This is a genomic window from Cellvibrio zantedeschiae (assembly GCF_014652535.1).
GTDB classification, from domain to species: domain Bacteria; phylum Pseudomonadota; class Gammaproteobacteria; order Pseudomonadales; family Cellvibrionaceae; genus Cellvibrio; species Cellvibrio zantedeschiae.
The window spans coordinates 1901045-1924167 of the sequence record NZ_BMYZ01000001.1; the positions used below are offsets into that span (position 1 = coordinate 1901045).

Below are 23123 nucleotides of genomic sequence, written 5' to 3' on the forward strand. Positions count from 1 at the left end.
GCATCAAGCTTTACCAAGACAAATGCACAGACCGCACCACTTTTGATTTTACTTATATCGATTTCGATAAATTCTTAGGGAATCCCCGTGCGTTAAGCCATATTAATGGCATCAAGATGGTATGATTCGCCCGCCAATCCTCATCAATCACTCGACCAGATTGCACATGCCATTAAACACACACACGCTCAAAAAACTAACCCCACTTATCAGTTTGGTTTTATTTGGTCTTGCCGCTTATGGCGTACATCACCAAATTGCAAACTACGGTTGGAGCAACCTTTGGGTGGATCTTTTCGCTACCCCATTCCAAACACTCGAAGCCATGTTTTTTATGAGTATTTTTGGCTACGTTACCTTGAGTTTATGTGAGTGGATTGCAATTCGTTATACAACAGAGAAGCTTAATTATCGATTTATTTTGTTAGGGTCTTTTTTAAGCAATGCTATTAGCCACAACGTGGGCGCATCACCCATTACTGGTGGTGCAATTCGTTACCGGTTTTACAGTGAATGGGGATTGAGTAATAGCGCTATTGCAAAAATTACTGTTTTTGGCACCTTGAGTTACTTTTTAAGCGCTTTTACCTTATTGATTATTGCTTATCTGGTTGAATTTAATTCGATTCCCATCGAATCAGCCGTAGCTAAAAATACCGTTAATTTATTATTAATCATAGGTATGGTTTTTATCGCGGGGTGGATAGCGCTTTCCTTCTTCAGCAAAAATCAATTCACTATTGGCAAATTTAGCATTTCGCCACCAACGCCAGCTTTAGCGTTCCAACAAATTGCAGTCGGCGCTATTGATCTTAGTATTGCTGCCATAGTGCTTTACATTCCCTTGTTGAATTTTACCGACATCAGCTTCAGTGAATTTTTAATTTATTACGTGGTAGCGCAGTTATTTGGTTTGATTAGCCAGGTACCGGGCGGCATAGGTGTATTTGAAAGTAGCTTTATGTTTTTGGCAGGCAGCCGCTTTCCACCAGAACAACTTTTATCGGCGTTGATTATTTACCGAATTGTTTATTACATAGTGCCCTTAATTTTTGCGGGTGTACTAATTGCCGCTTATGAAACTAAAAGCCATCGCTTTGTTTACACCTTAAAACTGCATTACATATTTAAACTCATTTACATAGCCACACCAAAAATATTCTCAGTGCTCTTGCTGATTGGCGGTTGTATTTTATTAGCGTCAGGCGCCACACCGGGAATACAGGAGCGTTTGGACTGGTTGCAATTTTTTATCCCACTGCCACTGATTGAATTTTCGCATTTGGTAAACAGCTTGGTAGGCTTAGGCATGATATTTCTCTCACGTGCCGTGAGTATCAAGCTTGACTCAGCTTATTACGCAACCATTATTTTGCTTTGTATCGGGATAGTTGCATCACTGGCTAAAGGCTGGGATTTTGAAGAAGCCTCGGTTTTAGGTTTGATGTTAGTCACCTTCATTCCCGCACGAAAACATTTTTACCGTAAATCGGCCCTCATAAGATTGGAGATTCCCTTTTCGCAATTTTTGGTAGGTGCCGCTATCGTAGGTTTATCTACGTGGTTAGGATTTTTCTCCTACAAAGATGTAGCTTATTCCAATGATCTCTGGTGGCAATTTTCATTAGATAGAGCCGGTGACGCCTCGCGTTTCTTACGTTCGCTGTTTGTTATTTCGGTGGTATGCGGCGGGGTATTGATTTATCGCTTGATGAGCAAAACCACTACTAACTTAACATTACCTACTAAAGAAGAGTTGGACATAGCCACAAAAATTGTTCATGACTCCAACACCACTGATCATCACCTTGTTCTGACCGGCGATAAATATATTTTGTGGAGTAAAACACAAAAAAGCTTTTTGATGTTTGGCGTGACCAATAAATTCTGGATCGCCATGGGCGACCCCGTGGGCGACCCAAATGAATTTGAAGAACTTGTTTGGCGCTTTCGTGAGTCAGCCGACAAAGTTGCTGCGCAAGTAGCATTTTATGAGATTGGGATTCACCAGATACCGCTCTACCTGGATTTGGGTTTAAGCCTTATAAAACTAGGTCAACAGGCACTAATCCCTCTCGATTCTTTTGGCTTGGAAGGTAAAAAACGCCAAAACTTCCGCAGTGCAATTAATAAATATCAACGCGAAGGATTCACCTTTGAAATAGTTTATGCAAATCAAGTCGACACTATTTTGCCAAACTTAAAGCGCATATCTGACGCTTGGTTAAAAGAAAAAAACGCCAAGGAAAAACGTTTCTCTTTGGGTTTCTTTAACGAAGAATATTTAAGGCACTGCGAACTTGCCGTTGTTAAAAAGGATGGCGAAATTTACGCCTTCTGTAATTTGTGGGCACTAAATAATAGACGACAAATTTCCATTGACCTTATGCGCTACTTGCCTGGCACACCTAACGGCATTATGGAATATTTAAATATTAGCCTTGCCATGTGGGCAAAAGAACAAGGCTTTACTTATTTTTGCCTGGGTATGGCGCCCCTCTCAGGGCTGGAGAACCACGAGCTAGCACCTCTCTGGCATAAAATTGGAAACACCATATTCCGAAATGGCAGTGATTTTTATAATTTTGAAGGCGTTTATTTTTACAAAGAAAAATTTAATCCCGTGTGGCAACCAGTGTATTTAGCTGCACCACCCGGATTACAAACAGCGTCTGCCCTGCTCGCTGCTACTACGCTTATCTCCGGCGGAGTAAAAGGTATTTTTTCCAAATAAGAGTCAATACATACATAGACTTAACAAAGAGTTTGATATGCAGTTATCGTTAAAACGTTCATTATTGATTGCAGGTATTATCCTGGCATTGCTTGTTGCAGGTTTTATTTATCTATTCCCGGGCAACACACAACCTGCCATCACCAATCAAATTGGCGATGAACAAGTAAAACTCAGCAACAATGAAACCCTACAGGTGTTCCGCGCAGCAAAACCTGAAAAAGGTGTTTTGATTTACATTGCTGATAAAAGCCATGACAACAAAATCGCTGACTACGCCAAACAATTCGCATCACTCAGTTACTATGTAGCTGTGCTAGACAAAGATGCACTATTAAGTTCACCGGCCAATACTGAAACCCATTGCCTGGATCTCGCAAAAAAAATTGGCGATATCAATACCCAGCTACAAAAGCATTATCAGCTTGATGACGAAGAGCTTCCCATACTCGCAGGCACTGACCAAAGTTCAGCAGTAGTTTATGCAGTGTTGGCGCAAGCCGAAGGACACAAATTTCATGCAGCTGTCAGCATCAACTTTTCAACTGACTTAAAAGTGCATACTGCTTTGTGTGAGCAAGAAAAATTCGTTAATACGGACAAGTTAATTGCCATTAAACGTTTGCCGACGAGCTTTTATGTTTTCCAGGATACTAATGCACCGGCAGAGTCAGCAAAATTTGCAGAAAATATTGGCAACGTAAAATTAACCATTGCTGCTGACCAGAAACAAAATGCACAAGCTGAAGCAATCCAGATATTGCAATGGCTCGACCCGCGTTTAGCTGATCAAATATCGTCTGATGCTAGCGACAGTGATTTGCCATTGATTGAAGTTCCTGTAACCGAATCTGCAAATATACAAGCAAGTGAATCCTTAGTTGTGTTGTTGACCGGCGATGGTGGCTGGGCAGAAATAGACAAAAGCCTTGCAAAAATTCTTGCTGATAAAGGCATTCCAACCGTCGCACTGGATTCACTGAGCTATTTTTGGAAACAACGCACGCCGCAAGAAACCGCCAAGGATATTGAAGACACAATTTCGCATTATCTGGACAAGTGGAATAAGAAGCGCGCAATTCTTATTGGCTATTCCTTTGGTGCCGATGTATTGCCATTTGTGGCAAACAATTTAACAACTGAAACCCAACAAAAAATCTCTTTAATTGCACTGCTAGGCATGGGCAAAACCGCTGCTTTTGAATTTCGTCTATCAAGCTGGATGAACGCTGACAAAAACCCAAACCGCCTGCCAATTTTGCCAGAGTTTGGAAAAATGAAATGGGCAAATACGATTTGTATTTATGGTGTAGATGATGATGCCGCTAATTGTTTACCTACCGCAGAACTCGGAGTAAAAATTATCAGCATGCCGGGCGATCATCACTTTGACGAAAGGTACGATGAATTAGTACAACATATTCTGGACAATGAAAAAGCCCGGTAATTTTTGCGGCACTTTTACCGCAATAACTCAATGGGGATTGAAAAGTAGAACACCGAACCCTTATCAATCTCTGTTGTGTAATCTATAGAGCCACCCATGCGTTCCACTATCACCCGTGAAATGCTTAACCCTAAGCCTGTGCCATCGCGCTTACGCGTGTCTGAACTATCCGCTTGCGCAAATTTCTGGAATATTTTTTTGCGGAACTCCTCCGGAATACCTGTACCAAAATCCTCAACGTAAAAAGCAATATCCTTCCCGGTTATTTTGGCGGAGACAATAACAAGCCCATCCATTTGGGAAAATTTCACCGCGTTAGAAATAAGATTGGACATAACCTGTAAAAAACGATCTGCATCCACCAGAATAATAATATTCTTATCGGCCACAGCCTGATTATCCAGCTTAAGCCTAACACCGTATTTCATCGCGTAACCGGCATTTTGATCAATTGCTTGACGCATCAAGTCATTGGCATCGCAGTCAGAGATATCAAGCTGTAATTTCCCAAACTCAAGCTTTTCTATATCCAAAATATCATTAACCAAACGCCCTAAACGCTCGGCATTATTTTTGGCAATGACTAACAGATCCATGGCTTTATCTGGTATAGCTGGCACAGCACCCCCAACCAACAAACCCAAAGCCCCAGAAATTGATGTGAGCGGTGTACGTAACTCATGACTGACGGTAGAAACAAATTCGCTTTTTAATTTATCGACTTTTTTGCGTGCAGCTATATCGTGAATCAAACACGTGTAAATTCGACGATCCGGCAAATCGACTTTACTAACACCTATTTCGATAGGCACCTTACTACCATCTTTACAAACGCCAAGTGTTTCAAGCGCCTTCCAAATCGAACGGCTTCCGGTGCGGTTATATTCTTCGCCAGGTGTAAATAATAAATCTTGCAAAATCGGGATAATTGTTTGCGAATCCTGACCAATTAATTCCTGTTCAGTTGTTTTAAATAAACGACAAGCCGCAGGATTAACGCGTTCAATATTGCCGCTATGATTAATGATAATAATCGCTTCTACAGCTTCATCCAGAATTGATTCCAACTCAAGGGTGCGTCGCTCTACCAAAGAGCTTATATATTGGGTACGCCCTGTAACTAACAGCAAAAATCCACCTAATAAGCTACAAAACAATAAACCGCCCACCAGCACGTACCATGATTGACCGCTCAACTGTTTATTAATATATTTTTCTGTGGGGGTTACCGTCAAACGCAAAGATCTGCCTGCGATATTTTCTTCAACAGCCCACATATAGGACTTGGATATCGCTGATGTAGGATTCGTATCCTGATACAAATTAATAGGGTTATTTGATTCAGTGACATCATCCAAAGAAATTACAAAATCAGTTTTGGGGAATTTTTGATGGATAATATCTAATTGGCGCCCTACTTTAATTAAAGCCGCCACATAACCCCGTAATAGTTGCTCACGCATGTCCAGCGATTTGGGTACGTCCAGCGTTTTATACACCGGCATAAAAATCACATAACTTAAATCCTTTGAAGGTGTTTGCAATAAATGCAGAGGCGCAGTCATTGCTGGCAAACCTGTTTGATTTGCAAATGTGAGAGCGCGCTTCCGTGCGGATTCAGAGGTGACATCAAAACCCTGGGCTCTACTATTTTTTGAATAAGGTTCTATAAAAGTGACAACAACATAATAATCTCGCTCTGACGCAATACTTGGGTTACCACTAGCAGCGCCTTCTGTAATAGCAAAATTAGGGAAACCTTGCGCAATCATTTGTTGTTCATAATCTTTCCGTTCAGATTGCGAAACCTTCTGATTCCAGGACAAGGCGGTAATACCATTCTCGCCACTTAAAAGCTCTGAGGTGAACAATCTAAAATCTTCTGATGAGACGATGTCTGACGCTACGTAAAGCCCTTTAAGTGGTGTTAAGGCATCGATATGTTTGTTAAAACTGGAAAATAAATTATCTGCAATTTCTTTGGCGCTTTCCTGATGCGCACGCTCTATCTTTTGTTGGTCGCTATGACTAGCGCTAAAAAAAATCGCAACAATTAAAGCGCAGCTTACCAGCAGAGGAATTCCAACAGTTTTAAGGCGACTACGCCAAAGCGCTCGCGGTCGTGCGAACAAAATAAAAACAAATGGCGCAGCGATCAAAACGCCTATTGTGTCCCCTGTCCACCAGGTGACCCAGCTGTAAATAACTTGCGAAAAAGGAATGATTCCATTCATGCATAGCGCAGCAATACCTATACTCGCGCTAATACTGCTAGCGATTGGGCCGCCCAATACAAAAAATAGAAAAATGCTCCACTCGTCCAAGAGCTCATTGGGGAAGCCGATAAATTTTTGAATTAAATTCGATCCAACCCAGGTCGCAAGGCAGCTGCCTATGGCAATTTCCATAGCAACTGTGACAACAGGTATACCGAAGTCTGCGCCTGCACTCACAGACATACTGGTGTTTAAAAGCGTAGAGCCAAGAAATACACCCAGCAACATGGGATTGCCCCACAGCAAAACTGCTGCGAGTGAAATACCTAAAGGTGGAAAAATAGCTGTAGCAAAACCGGGCGGAATGGCTAACAACAAAGCCAGACGTCCCGCCAACAAATAGGCAAATGCCAAAAGAAAAATTCTACTCACCAACAGCAGCTTGGGGGATAAAACCGCGGACATAATCCTTCTCTGTAATAATATTCTCTAAGCCTAGCTGAAAAACACCAAGTCGCGAATAAGAGAACAGGCATCCTTAAAACAAAAAACCGCTGAGAGCATCAGCGGTTTTCTTTAATCTCTTACAGCCTTACCCATTAGCCTTTGAGCAATGACAAGACTTGTTGTGGACGAGCATTAGACTGAGCCAACATGGCAGTTGCTGCTTGTTGCAGTACTTGCGCCCTGCTCATTGCTGCCGTTTCCGCCGCGAAGTCAGCATCGGTAATACGTGAACGCGATGCAGAAGTCTTTTCGGAAACGTTTGCCAGGTTGTTGATCGTAAACTCCAGACGGTTATTGATCGCACCCATTTGTGAACGTACATCGTTAATGGTATCCAACGCTTTATCGATAATACCGATAGCTTTTTGTGCACCGGCCTGGGTGGCAATACTCACGCTATTCAAAGAGGTACCGAAGCCTAAACCGGCAGACGCTTTGTTTTGCGAGATCAAACCAGTCACAACCGAGCCGTTTGCAGTCACATCCAGGCTGATTGGGTTGTCGCTCAGTGAATCTAACTGGATAGATGCCAACACGTTAGTGACATGACCTCCGATTGGGCCGGCCAAAGTAGTATCCAAGCCTAAGGTTGCCAAAGTCTTGCCGCCATTGGTATCGCCTACATCAATCGAGAACGCAGAGTTAGAATTTAGAATCAACTGACCCAAATCGTTGAGAGAAGCATAAACCCCTGTATTTGCTTGCTGTGCGTTCAATTCTGAAATCACAGTATTCAGATCAGACACATTGCTCAGCGAGATCTGAGTATTGTTCAAACGAACACTACCTGTAGCTGCTACGGTAGGCGCGAATGAAGCTGTGACAACCGCTGCAGTTAAACCCAGAGCAGTAGCTGCCGCCGCACCATTGGTACCATCATCGTCCAAATTGATTTGGCCCTCAGAGAATAAATGCAGCTTACCTGTTGAGTCCAAAAAGGCAGTCACACCTGTGGTGGTTGATGCCGCGTTAATATCAATCACGTCTTGATTGATCGTAGTCCCGGTCAAAGTCACTTGAACACCGTTAATACGAATCTGGTCACCTGCCGCGTGTGCCGCACCAGGAGTAGCGCCAGTCACTTCAGTTGAAAGCTTCAATGCATTAAAGGTTGAAACGTTTTCAGATTTGAGACTTGCAATAACACCCGTTTGATCACTCACCTTATTGATGTTATCTACCTTGCCTTGCAAGGTTCCGGTATTTTCACCGCTAATGGTGATGCCGTTAATTTTCAAATCGCCAAACGCCAGGGTTTTGGTCGAATCAGCTGCCGGGATATGTTGCCCAAACACAGATGCTTGCGCACGGGTATCCTGGAAGCCGAGAGCTGACAAGAGAGTTGGCGCCTTGGTTGTACCATTGGTCAAACCAACAGTAGCAGCGGCAGTAGATGGAACTGAACTCACGGTAATATCGCGACCTTTTGCATCGGTCAGTACCAGGTTACCGCCTGAAAGACTGGCTGTTACACCGGTATTGAGCGTCTGGGTATTAATTGCATCGCGCACAGCAGTGTTCGCCATAGCAGCGGTAAAGGCAGGAATAGCCACACCGTTAATCGAGATAACATCGGTGTTAACCGTTGTTCCGAATGCAGCTGCAGAAACTACCGTTGGCTGAGTCGCATTAGGCCCTTGAGTAATCACAATGTCCTCACCATTTTTAGAGGTCAAAGCGATTTGTCCATAGCTTGGAGAAACAATAGCGCCCAAGCCTGCTGCTGCGCCCGCACCGCTCACTGTAATAGTCGCGCCGTTGTTGTTCGCAAGCGTTACCAATCCAGCCTCAGTCTTGGTTGATTGAATTAATCCCCCAGACTGGGTGTTTATAGCGTCGATCAACTCATCCATATTGTTGGTATTGGAGATGGTAAAGGATGAGGTGGTGCCGTCAGGGTTGGTCAACGCAATGGTGATTGGAGCCGCTGCAGTAGTAACACCGGTACCCACGGTAGTCGTAGTAACTTCGTTAAATGCAGTTGCGGTAATACCTTCAATTTTCTCATTGATATTGGCCAAGAGTTTCTCAAAGGTATCTGGCGGAGTTTTAGTACCGTCAAACGCGCCAATACTCTTGCCGTTAATCAGAATATCGCCATCTTTAAAGCTGGTAGAGGTAATCGCTTTACCAAGGTGATTACTGGTGACATCACCACCGGTGGAGCCCATACCTAATGTTTTGGCATCCATCTTCGGAATCTTCATGATGATGGTTTGGCCGGCGTCAGCGCCTACCTGCAAATTCACTTTGCCCAAGGTACCATCAAGTAATTTTTGGCCGTTGAAGGATGTTGAAGTCGCGATGCGATTCAATTCCGCGGTGAGTTGTTGTACCTCGGCATCCAGAGTTTTACGGTCGGCATCACTATAGATACCGTTCCCTGCCTGAATCGCCAGTTCGCGCATACGTTGCAAAATGTTAGTGGTTTCCTGCAAGGCACCTTCAGCCGTTTGGATCAGAGAAATACCATCGTTAGCATTTCGAATCGCTTGATCCAGACCGCGCACTTGCGAGGTCATACGGTTGGAAATAGCCAAACCCGCGGCGTCATCTTTTGCGGAATTAATACGTTGGCCTGACGACAAGCGTTCTGTAGCTTTATCTAATGCGCCACCGGAATTCATCAATTGACGTTGAGAGTTCAGAGACGCAACGTTTGTGTTAATAACTAAAGACATGATTTATCTCCTAAGGATTTTTCCTGCTCAGAGTCTTAACTCTCTGCGACAAGTCATTGATGAAGCCTGCAAGAAACTTGAAAACTTCGTGGCAGATCCCGGCAGACTCTCGGAGTTCTATGCGTCAGGATTTTGTTACTTCTTTGCCTAAATGACTTTTTGCACAGACTGTGCCAAAAACAATCAAAGGAGATTTCTGTGGGTAGAAATGAAGGTTAAAATAGCATCGTTATTTTTTTAATTTCCGCATCTTTTTTCATCCAAAATTTTCTGTTGGTTAACGAAACTCCAGGACGGGCCATCGCTGAAACCCACTTCATCAAGCAACGCAAAAACATAAAAATATTCTTTAAATACAACGATTTGCATACCCCTCTTAACAAGCAAAAAGAAATCACTTTAAGTGCGGACCTTAACTAGCAGGATATAAAAGTTTTTTAAGAGTTTTGTGACAAAAGTTGCAGCTATATTTTGCAAAAGCAAAGCGAAAAAAAGTTGTGCGAGAAGGTAAAAATGGCTGCTAAATAAGCGGAAATTAAGCGGGTAAACAGCCGTTGGAATTTTGCCGCTTTATGGGTTAACGGCAATGGATTGCCGCTTGCAAAAGGTTTAATAGCGGCAATTTGGAAAAGGAATGAGGGATACTGAGAAGGATAAAGGCAATTGCACGCCCTTTTTCCGCGTTAGCGGCAAAGCCTCACCCGGATTGCATGTCAAAATGAAATGTTCTGCGACAGGCAAAATAAAAAAGGCAGCCTAAGCTGCCTTTTTTTACTACTTACTCTTAAGAAATTTACGCTTGCGCGCTAAACAATTGAAAGTTGCCATCAGAATCCTTGCTGTGGGCAAGTTTCAGGAAGGTTTCATCGGGAATCTGACGAATAACTTCCTGGGTAGAACGGTCTAGCACTTTAACAACTGTTTCACCCGATGCTTTGTCGTAACTGAAATGCAAGTCGCGTTGGGTAGATTGAATATATTCATTCATCTGGGCAACTGCAGCTTCAACGTGTTCTTGCATCTCCTTGAGGTCAGCATGTTGGGCTTTTACCACCTGATGTGCTTCTGCACTTTCAGGGCTTTTCACACCGCTAGTTACCGCTTGAACCGATACTGCTCTAATCGGTGTTACGGGTCCTGCGGCTTTAGGGATCTCGTTCATAATCTAGCCCTCGTGGAAAGATTCACCAGAGGTTACCCCCTGGTGAGGTTAGCCAACTTATCTCAAGAGAGACAACACGTTTTGTGGACGTTGGTTAGCTTGCGCCAACATCGCGGTAGCTGCTTGTTGCAACACTGTAGCACGGCTCAAGTTTGCAGTCTCTGCCGCGAAGTCAGCATCCACGATACGTGAACGAGCTGCTGTGGTCTTCTCAGAGATACTGGACAAGTTAGATACAGTAAAGTCCAAACGGTTGTTGATCGCACCGAGGTTTGCACGAGTATCGTTGATGGTGTTCAACGCGTTGTCGATTACGGTAATCGCCGCTTGTGCATTCACTTGGGTATCGATACTTACACTTGCAATTGAGGCCCCGAAACCACCGCCAGAGGCAGAGATGTTTTGGTCGATGAAGCCTGTTGCCAGCTTACCGTTAGCGTTGGTATCGATGCTGATTGGAGTACCTTTAGTGGATGTTAACTCAATTCTTGGGTTAACAGTCTCAGTATTGGTTGGATCTTTATCAGAACCAGCAAGACCAAGGATGCTGAGAGTTTTCGCACCGTTGCTTGTACCTGCCTTAACAGAGAATGCAGCGCTGGAGTTCAGTTGCAACTGGCCGTTCTCATTGATGCTAGCAAACACACCAGTAGTTGCTTGTTGAGCGTTAATTTGATCTGCCACACCACTCAAGGTTGTTGACAAAGAACCAGCCAACTCAATGTTTACGTTGTTGATGTTCAATGAGCCTGCAGTTGAACCTGTTGCAGCAAAGGCAGCTGCTACTGTAGTAACAGGAACTGCTGTAGTACCCGCAAAGGCTGCAGGTAACACGTTATCCAACTCAGTACCACCGGTATCAGACATGCTTACGTTAGTTTCACTATACAAGTGCAGGTTTTGGTCCGCATCAAAGTAAGCGGTAACACCAGTCAAGCTATCAGAAGCATTGATTGCCGCAGCCAATTCAACTTTAGTACTGCCTGCAGTCACTGTTATGGTTACACCATTGATGAGCAAGTCAGCAGCTGCAGTTGTAGTACCACTCAAGGTTGAAGTCAGGTCTACGCGAGTACGAGTCAAATCTGAAGTGCCAGCAATTTCAGCTTTCAACGCAGCAGTTACACCAGTTTGGTCTTTAACAGCGTTGATGTTGTTTACCTTACCTTGCAAGGTGTTGGTGCCAGTATCGCTGATTGTTACGCCGTTAATTTTCAAGTCGCCGTAAGCAAGTGCAACGTTGGCATTAGCAGATTGAGTCAAACCGAAGCCAACAGTAGTACCGTTAGCACGAGTTTCTTGCAAGCCTAAGTGAGCCAACAAACCAGCAGCAGCGTTGTTGCCAGTGGTTACACGCACCGCTGAGCCGTCAGCACTTGCAACAGTCAATTGCGCTTGTACGGTAGAACCGGAAGTAATACCTGAACCCAGAGCGCCAGTAGTTTGAGTCAGTGTGATGCTTGCGCCAGTGTTGCTCAGGATAGACAAATAACCGTCAGCAGTTTTAGACGCTACTATAGTACCGTTAGCCTGATTGTTAATGGCCGCAACCATTTCATCCATACTGTTGGTGTTTTTAATTACGTATTGGCTAGTGGTACCGTCAGCATTACCAAGACCAATTGTCAGGGTAGCAGCAGCGGTAGTTTTACCGTCACCAGCAGAAGTTGCAGTTACAGTGTTTACAGCACCGATAGTTACACCAGACAATTTGCTGTTAACAGCGGTCAAGAATTTGGACAAGCTTGCACCACTAGCAGTACCGTCGAAAGAACCAATGTTCTGGCCATTGATCAGTACATCACCATCGTTGAACTTGGTAGAAGTGATGGCTTGGTCAAGGTTGGTACCCAATACGTCAGCAGCAACTGAACCCAGGCCCAAAGATTTTGCATCGGTAGCAGCAATTTTGAAGCTAATCGTTTGGTTAGCTTGTGCACCTACTTGCAGTTTGATATCGCCCAACTTACCGTCCAACAGGTTTTGGCCGTTGAAAGAAGTTGATTTAGAGATACGATCCAATTCCGATACAAGTTGTTTACTTTCAGCGTTCAACTGTGCACGGTCAGCGTTACTGTAGATACCGTTCGAAGACTGTACCGCTAGTTCACGCATACGTTGAAGAATGTTGGTTGACTCAGCTAACGCACCTTCAGCGGTTTGAATCAGAGACACACCGTCGTTTGCGTTACGAACCGCTTGGTCGAGACCGCGGATTTGAGAAGACATTTTGTTTGAAATCGCCAAGCCCGCAGCGTCATCTTTTGCAGAGTTAATACGTTGACCAGATGACAAGCGTTGGGTGGATAGATCTTGCGACGAACCGGAACTCATTAATTGACGCTGAGCGTTAAGTGAGGCGGTATTAGTGTTGATAATTAAGGCCATGATAAATCCCCTAAAGTGATTTTTACTGCAGCGCTGAGCTGAGTTAGTCGGTTTGTTGAAGCCTGAACAACAGACGCATCAGCGCTTCTGAAAAGGTTATCGCCCGACTTTTCACTTGCTTTAGGGGATTTTTATAAAAAACTTAAAACATTTATCGCGAGAATCAGCAAATTGTATTGCATAGAGTTATAAGAGATAGGGTTTTGCACAACTTCCGTCAAATTATCGACCGTATGCCTCCATAGCTTTGTTGGACTGATTCAGCTGACGTAACTCTGACGCGATTTTTTCACGCTGCAAAGAGGTATGCGTATCAAGATCGTCATTCAATCCCTGGATTTGAACGATGATAGATTTGGCTGAGTCCACTAAATGAGCATCCTGAAGTGCCTGGATGTAACGATTGTCATCCAGAAAAGTAACGTGTTGCTGGTATTTGTTTGCTGCAACATCCATGGCTTCCCACTCTTCAGCTTGCGCCAGCTTTACCAAATCCCTAACACGCTCCAATACTTCATAGAGAGGCTTCAATAATTCATGGTTTTCCATAGCGGTCACCTAAAAAGGGTTAATTAAGAATGGGGCGCTGCCGCGAAAAACTCAACAGCCTTTTTATAAATTACATATATTTAAATAAACTTAATTCACTAATCTTGATAAAGCTTTGTTGCGCCGCGCTTAACACGAAGGTTTGCATTTGCAAACGGGTGGAAGCCTCTGCATAGTCCAAATCTTCCAACTGAGACAACACTTCCTGGCTGTTCAGCTCAATATCGGAATTCAAATTCTTGGTGCTTTCCAACATATTTTGACGCGCACCCACATCGCCCTGCACAGCTGAGATATTAGTTAATACGTTTTCTAAACTCGCCAGAGTTTTGGCAACGATTTTTGCAAAGTCATCTTTACTTTGTTGGGTGTTATCAATGCCCTTCATGGCTTCACTAAAGCGTGACACTGTAGTCAACAAACCTTGCTTGCCCGTTGATTCGATAACAAATTTATCACCAGGCGTTGCCAACACACCTAAAGAAGATTTAACCGGGCTACCGCTTACACCCATCGCCGCTAATACATTCGCCCCAGCATTCGTTAAAGAAATAACAGAATTACTTAGTGATGACAGGCCTTGTGCTGTTGCAATCACACCCAACTTTGCCAACTCAACGGCATTGGTTCCATTATTTAATGCTGCGGCCAAACTAATGGCATCAGTTACGTTAGTGTTCAAGGTTAAGGTTGCGGTTTTTCCGTTAACGGTAATATCAACAGTTTCTGGTGTTGCCGCGAAATTAAATGTTGAAGCGCCAGGGTATGTAATTGGAATATTTGCTGTTGTGGTGCCTGCGCCCTGCGTAGCTACACCAGTAATAGTGCTGATGGCTGCAGCAGAAGAATTTTTAATCGTAATATTCAAACCCGTAGCCGAAGTAAACACGCCCGTATCTGACAAAGTAATACCCAGATTTTGCAGCTTCTTATAATTAGCCGCAGCGGTTGACGTATTGAACGGCAAAGTGCTGTAAAAAGATTTATCGGTTGCGCCACCCAAACCGGTAATAAAATCGTTAAGAGCATTAGCACCATTATTCGTTGCGAAATTTTGATCCAACACCAAAGTTTCAGTTATACCGCCAACCGTAATTTCAAAACTGCCGGGCGTTACGGAATAATCTTTATCCGCAGCAATCGCGCCCGTAAACGCAGCCGAACTCAAAGAGATAGTTGAAGGCACTGCAGCCACACCAGAAAAAGGTGTGCCCGAAATTGAAAATTTTGCGCCATTAATTTTAATGTCCTGACCGGAAACAAAAACCTGCTTATCAACAAGCACTTTGCCAGTTGAACGCTCGGTAATCGTGTAATTAGGTGATGGAGGTATTACTGACGCATTCGCATTAAACGTGACCAACATGTCTTCAGGATACAATTTATCAAATGCGATCTGGTCGTAAACTTCGCCCACACTGATGATCGCCGCTGGCGATGCCTGATTAGTTGGGCTGGCTTTAGTGTTAAACGTATTGTGGCTCGCAGGAATATCCATAAATACTTTTTTGCCGGAATCACTCACTGCAACTGTCACAGTAGTAGATGCCTGCACACTTAATTGACCTTCATCACCCTGATATGAATAATTACCGCCGCCGTTATTAACGAAGGGCTGGGTTTGGCTTTGAAAACCAGCAAAAATATATTGGCCTGATGCGTTGCGAGTATTTTGCAAATTCATCAGCTCGCCCATACGGCTATCAACTTCAGCGGCAATGGCTTTGTAGTCAGATGGTGTTAATACCGCCGTGTTACCTGAACTTACAGCCAGCTCTTTTAAACGTTGTACCAGTGATATAACTGATTGCAGCGTTGTATCTTCCAGGCTCAGATTGTTATCAGCAGTATCAATATTTTTGGTGAATTGTGTAGTGCGTGCCAATTCCTGATTCAACATCAGAATAGCGGTAGCTGCCACAGGGTCATCAGCAGGAGACAACACGCGTTTGCCACTTGATATTTGTTGGTTGGTTTTATCAACAGCAACCTGCGCATCACGCATACCAATGTTAGCGATGTTGTAAATTTGTGAGGTAGATACACGCATAATATTTCTCCACTACGCATTCATGTAACACGAATGCCTATTAACCCATTGACCTCAAGAGCGCATCAAACAAATCTTTCGCAACCGTAATTACACGCGCATTGGCGGTGTAAAGTTGTTGAAACTGAATCAGGTTCGCTGCTTCTTCATCCATATTCACGCTGGATATTCCATCGCGCATGGTTTTGGTTTGCTCAAGCAAGCTTCTGCTTGCCTCAGTATTAATTTTTGACAAATTACTTTTTGTTCCAACTTCTTCAACCAAACGCCCGTACCCTTGACTAAAACTCATGGACTTATTATCCATGGTTGAGTTAGTTTCCAGCGCCGTCATTGCCAAAGCATTACGGTTATCGTTTTTTGAATCTTTGTTGAAATCAATTGTGAATACATCGCCTGCTTTAGGTTGACCGGAAATTTTTACCTGGTAACCCAAATAAGAAGATTGCGCAAAACCGGGCAAAGTTGAATCGCCCAAAAGCTGGCTTGTACTGGGTGATGTTGACAAGGTCACACCATCTGCCAGCGTAATATCAATTTTTCCACCAATGGTAATTGCGCTTTGTTCTACGGCTGCTGTTGCAGTTGCATCCACACCGGACAAACGAACATTAGGATTACCAGTTCCATCGTTCACACTGATATTGTTGATGGAGGTATCTGCAGCAGTGAAACGCACATCCAGATTCACACCGGATGACGCAACCAAACGCAATTCAGGTCTACCCGTTATTGGATTACTACCGCTCTCTGCACGAATGCCAAGCGCTTTTAAATTTGCGTTGGAATTGATTTGATCCCGCACATAATTATTGAAATTAGTTTCGCCCGCATAAGGATCTGTAGGCGTTGTGTAATTTGGATCAGGAACACTAGTATCCAAATTAGGTCCATTGTAACGAAGTAAATTTTCACCATTCAGGCTCAATTGCAAAGGCGAAGCAAATCCAAGCGGATCAATATTTACATCTGTAATCGTTGCCGTTGTGTAAGCATGGGCACTTACGCCTTTAATGCTATTTAATGACGCTGCAGTTTGCGCTGCAGAGGCATTATTTCCTGTGACCATAACCTGGGTATTTACCAAGCCAGTGGTTTTATCTTGCATTGAAAAAGTATATTGCTCAGCGGGGTAACCGTTCGCTTGCGCAGCTAAAGCGGTATTTAATGTCACTGGCAAACGTCCGGTAGGTAAACCTAGACGAGCGCCACTGCCGATAATACGGGTCTCACCTTTATCCGTTGTGAAAATAGAATTTTCACGATTAGGATAAAAAGTTTGCTCGCTCATTGCAGGCACTAAAGGTTTTGGATGAGCAGGATCAGTGTTATCCAAAACTTCATAAGTAGTCTCTGAAGTAAAACGCACAATTACCGGTGGTGATAATTTCCCGGAATTAGAATAAGCAGGTAGCAATTTGTTGTTTGCATCGTAAAGGCTCAAGACCTCACCTGCACTCACCGCACCATTGCCAGTATTCGCGCCAGATTTTCCAGTGCGGATTGGTGAAGCAAAAGCTAATTGATCAGGTGATTTCAACAATGAATGAATGTCGCGCGCACCGTTGCGAGTGGGCTGCAAGGTAAATGTATCGCCGCCCTGGAAAGAACCGCTTTCAAGGGTTAATTTTAAACCGTCAAATTTAATATCTTGCGGAAAACCACCTGACAAAATACCCTGGCTGACAACAGAGTTATCCGACACACGTTTAATGCTGTAATTGTTGGTTCCCGCAGCTATATCAAATTTATAATCTTCAATAGAAATCGCGCTGGAGTCTTCAATCGTTAAAGACAATACGCGATCATCTGGCTGCGCATTGTTTCCGTGTGCAATACGGGTGTAGGTAATATTTTTTTCATTGATATCGGTAAACATGGCTTGTCCATAATTACCGTTTGCATCCAACCCCTGAGTTTGCACTTTATTAAAGGTATCGCTCATTACAATGGCAATACGGCCCAATTCATTGAGCGAAGGTTGCAGTACATCTTTTTTGAATTTGAGCAAACCACCCAACTGCCCGCCAGTCACTGAATCACTAATATCTGACGATACTGTATTGGTGTTGAGGTAAATTTTTCCGCCGTTGCGAACGCTAAAGCTACTTACATTAGGGCCAACAACCAAAGGTTCACCGTTGCCAATAAACACATTGACATCACCGCCATCTTGTTGAACCAGTTGCACAGAGGCCAGCTCAGAAAGTTTTCTTAAAGCTTCATCGCGTTGATCCAGTAAATCATTCGGTTGACCACCTGAACCTGAGGCATTTTTTTCAGCGATGGATTGATTCAAATTAGCAACAGATTTTGCCAGGCTGGTTATTTGCCCCATGACGGTACTGATTTCGCCGTCCACGCCTTTTGCCGTTTCTTCCAAACGGTCGTACAGGGTGTTGTAACGTAAGGTCAGGCTTTCTGATTGGGTAATAATCAATTGGCGCGCAGGCGAAGACGATGGATCACTCGCGCCATTCTGTAAGGATGCAAAAAAACTTTGCAAGCTGCCAATTAAACCTGTGCTGGAATCAGAAAATAATTTATCAACCTTGCCAATGTTTTGGTTGTATTTATCCAGCTGATTAAAATTAGTTGCATCTAAACGGATTTGCGTGTTTAAAAATTCGTTAACAACGCGTTTTACAGATTCAGTATTAACCCCCGCCCCTAAAAATCCGGCGCTACCGAATTGCTGCTCAGGACGAGTTGAAAAATTAACTTCCTGACGGTTGTAACCAACAGTGTTTGCATTGGAAATATTGTTACCAGCCGTGCGCAATGCAATCTGGCTGGCTTGCAAACCGGAAATTGCATTGGAGAGGAGTCCACTCATGATTGCACTCCTGTCGCATCAGCTATGACATTGATCGCAGCATCAGAATTGTCTGTTGCAGAACGGATTGAATCATTATTCAACAAGCGTTTAATTTTGTCGGCATAATCCGGGTCGGTTGCATAACCTGCTTTTTGCAGAGCTTCTGCATAACTTTCAGAATCCGCACCTGCAGACAAAGCTTCTTTATAACGTGGATTGTTTTTAATCAAGGCTACATAATCGGCAAAGCTTTGCTCGTAATCATCGTATTGGCGGAATGCTGCGCGTTCTTGTTGGGCAATTCCCTGTTTATTTTCCAGCGTATTAACAGTCACGCTTTTGCCCTGCCAACCGGTAGCTTTAATATTAAAAATATTAAAAGAGTTATTGCCGTCAGTATCGTGAATTAAGTGCTTACCCCAACCAGTTTCCAATGCAGCTTGTGCGAGTAACACATCAGTGCCCACATTTAATTCAGCCGCTGCTTTTTCCGCGTAAGGTTTTACACGCTCTACAAATTCTTCAGGCGTTTGTGCCACGGCAGATTTATTACCCGCACGCAATTCACTAACGGCTGCTACAGGCTTTGTCCGAACCACAGGAGCAAACGTTGTTTTTAGTGATCTTTCCAGCGTATTCACCGGCTCAGATTTAACATTCAGGTCAACAGGTTTGTTATAGAGCTTTTGCATTTGGGCAAACATAGATTTTGCCAAACCAATGCCTTCACCGCTGGTCAGGTTTAAGACCATTTGCTGATCCATCATATCTTGATGGAATTTTACTTCTTCGCTAGAAAACATATCGCCGTCTGCAAAGACGGCGTTAGCATCGCGCATGGATTTCAGCATTTGCTGAACAAACATGGCTTCAAATTTTTTGGAAATTTCTTTCAGCGCCGCCGGGTCATTGCGATGCCCCATCAACTTCACGGAATTCAATGAATTCTGATCGAAGTAATTGTCCTTTACGGCCGATGTTTTTCCTGCCGCTGCAGAACCTGCAAGTGCAGCCGTCAATGAATTGTTATCTATTGTTGTCATTTAGATCACCACCAATTCAGCTTTGAGCGCACCAGATTGTTTTAAGGCTTCCAATATCGCCATTAAATCACTGGGAGATGCACCCACATTATTGACAGAGCGCACTATGTCATCCAGTGATGCACCAGGCGCAAACTTGAACATGGGATTGGTTTTTTCTGACGCGGTCACTTTACTGCTAGGAACAACCACAGTTTGGCCTTCGCCTAATGGATTGGGTTGGCTCACTGTTAGACTTTCTGCAACAGTCACAGTGAGACTACCGTGGGTAACAGCAACAGGTGACACGCGAACATTTTTTCCAACAACGATGGTTCCTGTGCGCGAATTTATAATTACTTTTGCAGCTTCTTCACCTAAGGTGACTTCAAGGTTTTCCAACATAGCAATAAAATCCACACGCTGTGCTGGATTTTGTGGTGAATCAACCATCACAGAAACTGAATCTAATGGGCGCGCAACGTCTGGCCCCAATAAACCGTTAATACTTTTTGCCAATTGATTAGCGGTAGTAAAATCTGCGCGGTTCAAATTGAACACTATGGGCTGGCCGCCGGCAAAATTGGTTTCAACCGCACGCTCAACCAAAGCACCACCGGGAATTCGGCCTGCACTGGGAATATTTACTTTAATACTTGAACCATCGGCGCCTTGCGCACCAAAGCCACCCACTACGAGGTTACCTTGTGCAACTGCGTAAACTTTGCCATCCAAACCTTTTAAAGGCGCAACTAACAAACTACCGCCGCGCAAACTTTTTGCGTTACTAATGGAAGACACTGTTACATCCAAAGACTGGCCAGGTTTTGCAAACGCAGGTAACTCGGCTTGAATCATTACCGCTGCCACGTTTTTCATTTGCATACGTGCACCTTCCGGTACGGTGATGCCAAATTGCTTCAACATGGAATTGAATGATTGAGTGGTAAAAGGTGATTGGGTTACCTGATCACCTGTACCATCCAAACCGACTACCAAACCATAACCAATTAATTGGTTAGGACGCACACCCGCTACGCTTGCGATATCTTTAATACGCTCGGCAGATGCGACAACTGAAAATGGCAGCAATAGAGTCCCTATTAAAAAACTAACGATAATTTTTTTGCAGGTTAAGACTTTCATCATTTAATACTCTATTGCGATAAAGGGATGACTAAACAACAAGATTAAAACGGCCAAATCGGACCATTAAAGAATTTCGCCAACCAACCCATGTTTTGCGACTCTGCTAATGAACCAGTGCCGCTGTAAGAAATTTTTGCATTAGCTAAACGAGTGGATACAACTGTGTTGTCTGGCGCAACATCATCAGGGCGAACAATGCCGCTGATGCGGATAAATTCATCACCACTATTTAAAGTGATCCACTTTTCACCGCGCACCATTAAATTTCCGTTAGGCATAATCTCTGCAACGGTCACAGTGATATTGCCTTGCAAGCTGTTGCTTTGGTCTGCGCCGGAATTACCACCGAACTTTCTGTTTTGTGCGATGTTAGTATCCAGGCTCATATTGCCCAGTGTTGGATTGGTTCCCAACAAAGTACCTGCACCGCCGTTAAATGTTTGGGTGTTATCTTTTTTCACTGAAACATTGGCAGATTTTTTTGATGCCGTACTTTCGTTCAAAGTAATGGTGAGAATGTCGCCCACGAAATGTGCTTTTCTATCGCCAAACAAACTCAAGCCATAAGAGTCCTGATACAGCGAACCTTCTGTACGCTGAGGCATTGCCTGCGTAGAAGAAATAGTAGGCGCGTAATAAGGATCACCAGGTTTTGGTTTGTTGTTGGACATGCATCCTGCTAAAGCCAGCGCACAAACTGTGACTATGAGCGATGAATTTAAGCGTGAAGATTTCATGGCATTACACTCGATGATTCAATTAAAGGTTTTGAGCAATGTTCTGCAACATTTGATCGGCAGTGGAAACGACTTTTGAATTCATTTCGTAAGCGCGTTGCGTGGTAATCATGTTTACCATTTCTTCCACGATATCCACGTTCGAACTTTCTAATTGGCCTTGCAATAACATACCCATTCCGTTTTCACCGGGTGCACCTTGTGTTGGTGTTCCGCTCGCAACGGTTTGTACAAATAAATTTCCACCAATCGCTTGCAAGCCTGCAGGGTTTACGAAATCAGTGAGAGTGATGCTGCCTAATTGTTGTGGCGTTGCTTCTTGGCCTTCAGTCAATGCAAACACACTGCCGTCTTTGCCGATGGTGATGCGGTTAGCGCCTTGCGGAACTGTAATGGCTGGTTCCAAAACCAAACCATCGGAGTTAACCAACTGCCCTTCCTGGCTCAATTGCAACTGACCGTTACGGGTGTAAGCAATGGTGCCGTCTGCTTGCAATACTTGCAGAAAACCGCGGCCGTTAATTGCAACGTCCAATGGTTGTTCAGTCACTTGCAAATTGCCCTGGGTAAATTGTTTAGTGGTTGCAACAACACGTGCACCTGTACCCAATTGCAAACCCGATGGCAGCTGCGAATCTTGCGTTTCTTGCGCGCCAGGTTGACGTTGAATTTGGTAAACCAAATCTTCAAATACCGCGCGGTCGCGTTTGAAACCTACGGTGCTGGTATTCGCCAGGTTGTTAGAAATAGTTGTGAGCTGTTTATCCTGTGCAGCTAACCCGGTTTTACTAACGTACAGTGATGACATCATGATGGAATTCCTCGTGAGACTGACTCAGTCGTAAATGGGTTAGGACATCTGCAAAAGTTGCGCAGAAGCAGACGAGTTATCCTCTGCCGTCTTCATTAACTTCAACTGCATATCAAATTGGCGCGCAAGGCTGATGATTTGGGTGAACTCGCTCATGGCATTCACGTTGCTGGCCTCAAGTACGCCACTTGCAACGCGTACGGAGGCATCAGGCGCAGCGGTCAAACCATCGCGCTGGCGGAACAGGCCATCAGGGCCTTTTTCAAGATTGGTAACTTCGGGCTTCACCAGCTTGATGCGGTTGGTTTCAACCATGGTTTCAGCAGTTTGCCCAAGGGAAATAGTTGAAATGGTTCCGTCAGAACCCACTTCGATCTTATCCAGTGGTGGCAAACTGATAGGACCAGAGTTACCAATCACCGCCAAACCATTGGCTGTACGTAAAGTACCTGTGGCATCAATCGCCAGATTGCCGGCGCGGGTATAGGCTTCGCTGCCATCTGGCGCTTGTACGGCAATAAAGCCTTCGCCATTAATAGCAATGTCCATGGGGTTACCCGTGGTTTGCATGGCACCGAATTCAAAATCAGCACGAGGGCTTTCTGTAAGTGCATAGGCGCGGGTTGGCTGACCATCCCCGTAATACACACCCATGCTGCGGGATTGCTCAAAATCAGCCTTAAAACCGGTGGTATTGAGGTTGGCCATGTTGTTGGCGCGAATCGTCTGGGCTGCCATGTTGTTCTTGGCACCGGTCATGGCGATATAAAGGGCTCTGTCCACAATGCGTTCTCCGCAAATTTCTGTTTACAAATCCAGCGCTATTTTTTTGGCAGATTTGTGGTTAAACAG

General features: G+C 44.1%; 14 protein-coding genes. 2 read left to right on the forward strand and 12 right to left on the reverse strand.

Features of this window, described 5'->3' with window-relative positions:
- The first annotated feature begins 166 nt into the window (after positions 1 to 166).
- Positions 167 to 2734: a bifunctional lysylphosphatidylglycerol flippase/synthetase MprF gene (gene mprF / locus IE104_RS08460; protein ID WP_189417488.1), complete on the forward strand. Its 2568-nt coding sequence runs from the start codon at positions 167 to 169 to the stop codon at positions 2732 to 2734.
- A 37-nt stretch (positions 2735 to 2771) separates the two neighbouring features.
- The gene (locus IE104_RS08465) at positions 2772 to 4181 is read left to right on the forward strand and encodes a virulence factor family protein (protein WP_189417490.1); all 1410 of its coding nucleotides are present in this window, start codon (positions 2772 to 2774) and stop codon (positions 4179 to 4181) included.
- Between the two features lie 14 nt (positions 4182 to 4195).
- Here IE104_RS08465 and IE104_RS08470 read toward each other — a convergent pair whose 3' ends face one another.
- The 12 genes from IE104_RS08470 to flgF form a co-directional block, all read right to left on the reverse strand.
- A complete protein-coding gene (locus tag IE104_RS08470; RefSeq protein WP_189417491.1) occupies positions 4196 to 6862 on the reverse strand; it encodes a CHASE domain-containing protein in 2667 nt (888 codons plus the stop codon).
- 134 nt (positions 6863 to 6996) lie between these two features.
- Complete coding sequence (locus IE104_RS19150; RefSeq protein ID WP_189417493.1) at positions 6997 to 9585, reverse strand: flagellin N-terminal helical domain-containing protein; 2589 nt, start codon at positions 9583 to 9585, stop codon at positions 6997 to 6999.
- A 793-nt stretch (positions 9586 to 10378) separates the two neighbouring features.
- Complete coding sequence (locus IE104_RS08480) at positions 10379 to 10747, reverse strand: flagellar protein FlaG (RefSeq protein WP_189417495.1); 369 nt, start codon at positions 10745 to 10747, stop codon at positions 10379 to 10381.
- A gap of 57 nt (positions 10748 to 10804) precedes the next feature.
- Positions 10805 to 13135, reverse strand: a complete 2331-nt coding sequence (locus tag IE104_RS19155) for a flagellin N-terminal helical domain-containing protein (protein ID WP_189417496.1) — start codon at positions 13133 to 13135, stop codon at positions 10805 to 10807.
- 222 nt (positions 13136 to 13357) lie between these two features.
- Positions 13358 to 13684, reverse strand: a complete 327-nt coding sequence (locus IE104_RS08490) for a flagellar protein FliT (protein WP_189417498.1) — start codon at positions 13682 to 13684, stop codon at positions 13358 to 13360.
- Between the two features lie 70 nt (positions 13685 to 13754).
- Positions 13755 to 15734, reverse strand: coding sequence for a flagellar hook-associated protein FlgL (gene flgL / locus IE104_RS08495; RefSeq protein WP_189417499.1), 1980 nt, complete (start codon positions 15732 to 15734; stop codon positions 13755 to 13757).
- A gap of 40 nt (positions 15735 to 15774) precedes the next feature.
- Positions 15775 to 18570, reverse strand: coding sequence for a flagellar hook-associated protein FlgK (gene flgK / locus IE104_RS08500; protein WP_189417501.1), 2796 nt, complete (start codon positions 18568 to 18570; stop codon positions 15775 to 15777).
- Entirely contained in the window at positions 18567 to 19595 is a 1029-nt protein-coding gene (flgJ, locus tag IE104_RS08505; protein WP_189417502.1) for a flagellar assembly peptidoglycan hydrolase FlgJ, read from the reverse strand. The genes flgK and flgJ overlap by 4 nt, the downstream gene beginning before the upstream one ends.
- Positions 19596 to 20723: a flagellar basal body P-ring protein FlgI gene (locus IE104_RS08510; RefSeq protein ID WP_229837729.1), complete on the reverse strand. Its 1128-nt coding sequence runs from the start codon at positions 20721 to 20723 to the stop codon at positions 19596 to 19598. It lies immediately after the preceding gene.
- A gap of 41 nt (positions 20724 to 20764) precedes the next feature.
- Positions 20765 to 21460 carry a flagellar basal body L-ring protein FlgH gene (flgH, locus tag IE104_RS08515; protein WP_189417504.1) on the reverse strand — a complete coding sequence of 232 codons (696 nt, stop codon included), beginning with the start codon at positions 21458 to 21460 and terminating at the stop codon, positions 20765 to 20767.
- 22 nt (positions 21461 to 21482) lie between these two features.
- Positions 21483 to 22271 (reverse strand): flagellar basal-body rod protein FlgG, encoded by a 789-nt coding sequence (gene flgG / locus IE104_RS08520; RefSeq protein WP_189417505.1) that lies wholly within the window; start codon positions 22269 to 22271, stop codon positions 21483 to 21485.
- 39 nt (positions 22272 to 22310) lie between these two features.
- Positions 22311 to 23054 carry a flagellar basal-body rod protein FlgF gene (gene flgF / locus IE104_RS08525; protein ID WP_189417507.1) on the reverse strand — a complete coding sequence of 248 codons (744 nt, stop codon included), beginning with the start codon at positions 23052 to 23054 and terminating at the stop codon, positions 22311 to 22313.
- Positions 23055 to 23123 lie beyond the last annotated feature (69 nt).

Bases quoted from the DNA above. Each gene is read 5' to 3' on its own strand.
- mprF (WP_189417488.1), top strand. From the start codon at position 167: ATGCCATTAAACACACACACGCTCAAAAAACTAACCCCACTTATCAGT.
- IE104_RS08470 (WP_189417491.1), bottom strand. From the start codon at position 6,862: ATGTCCGCGGTTTTATCCCCCAAGCTGCTGTTGGTGAGTAGAATTTTT.
- IE104_RS08480 (WP_189417495.1), bottom strand. From the start codon at position 10,747: ATGAACGAGATCCCTAAAGCCGCAGGACCCGTAACACCGATTAGAGCA.
- IE104_RS08465 (WP_189417490.1), top strand. From the start codon at position 2,772: ATGCAGTTATCGTTAAAACGTTCATTATTGATTGCAGGTATTATCCTG.
- flgL (WP_189417499.1), bottom strand. From the start codon at position 15,734: ATGCGTGTATCTACCTCACAAATTTACAACATCGCTAACATTGGTATG.
- flgG (WP_189417505.1), bottom strand. From the start codon at position 22,271: ATGATGTCATCACTGTACGTTAGTAAAACCGGGTTAGCTGCACAGGAT.
- flgK (WP_189417501.1), bottom strand. From the start codon at position 18,570: ATGAGTGGACTCCTCTCCAATGCAATTTCCGGTTTGCAAGCCAGCCAG.
- IE104_RS08510 (WP_229837729.1), bottom strand. From the start codon at position 20,723: ATGATGAAAGTCTTAACCTGCAAAAAAATTATCGTTAGTTTTTTAATA.
- IE104_RS19155 (WP_189417496.1), bottom strand. From the start codon at position 13,135: ATGGCCTTAATTATCAACACTAATACCGCCTCACTTAACGCTCAGCGT.
- flgH (WP_189417504.1), bottom strand. From the start codon at position 21,460: ATGAAATCTTCACGCTTAAATTCATCGCTCATAGTCACAGTTTGTGCG.
- IE104_RS08490 (WP_189417498.1), bottom strand. From the start codon at position 13,684: ATGGAAAACCATGAATTATTGAAGCCTCTCTATGAAGTATTGGAGCGT.
- flgJ (WP_189417502.1), bottom strand. From the start codon at position 19,595: ATGACAACAATAGATAACAATTCATTGACGGCTGCACTTGCAGGTTCT.
- IE104_RS19150 (WP_189417493.1), bottom strand. From the start codon at position 9,585: ATGTCTTTAGTTATTAACACAAACGTTGCGTCTCTGAACTCTCAACGT.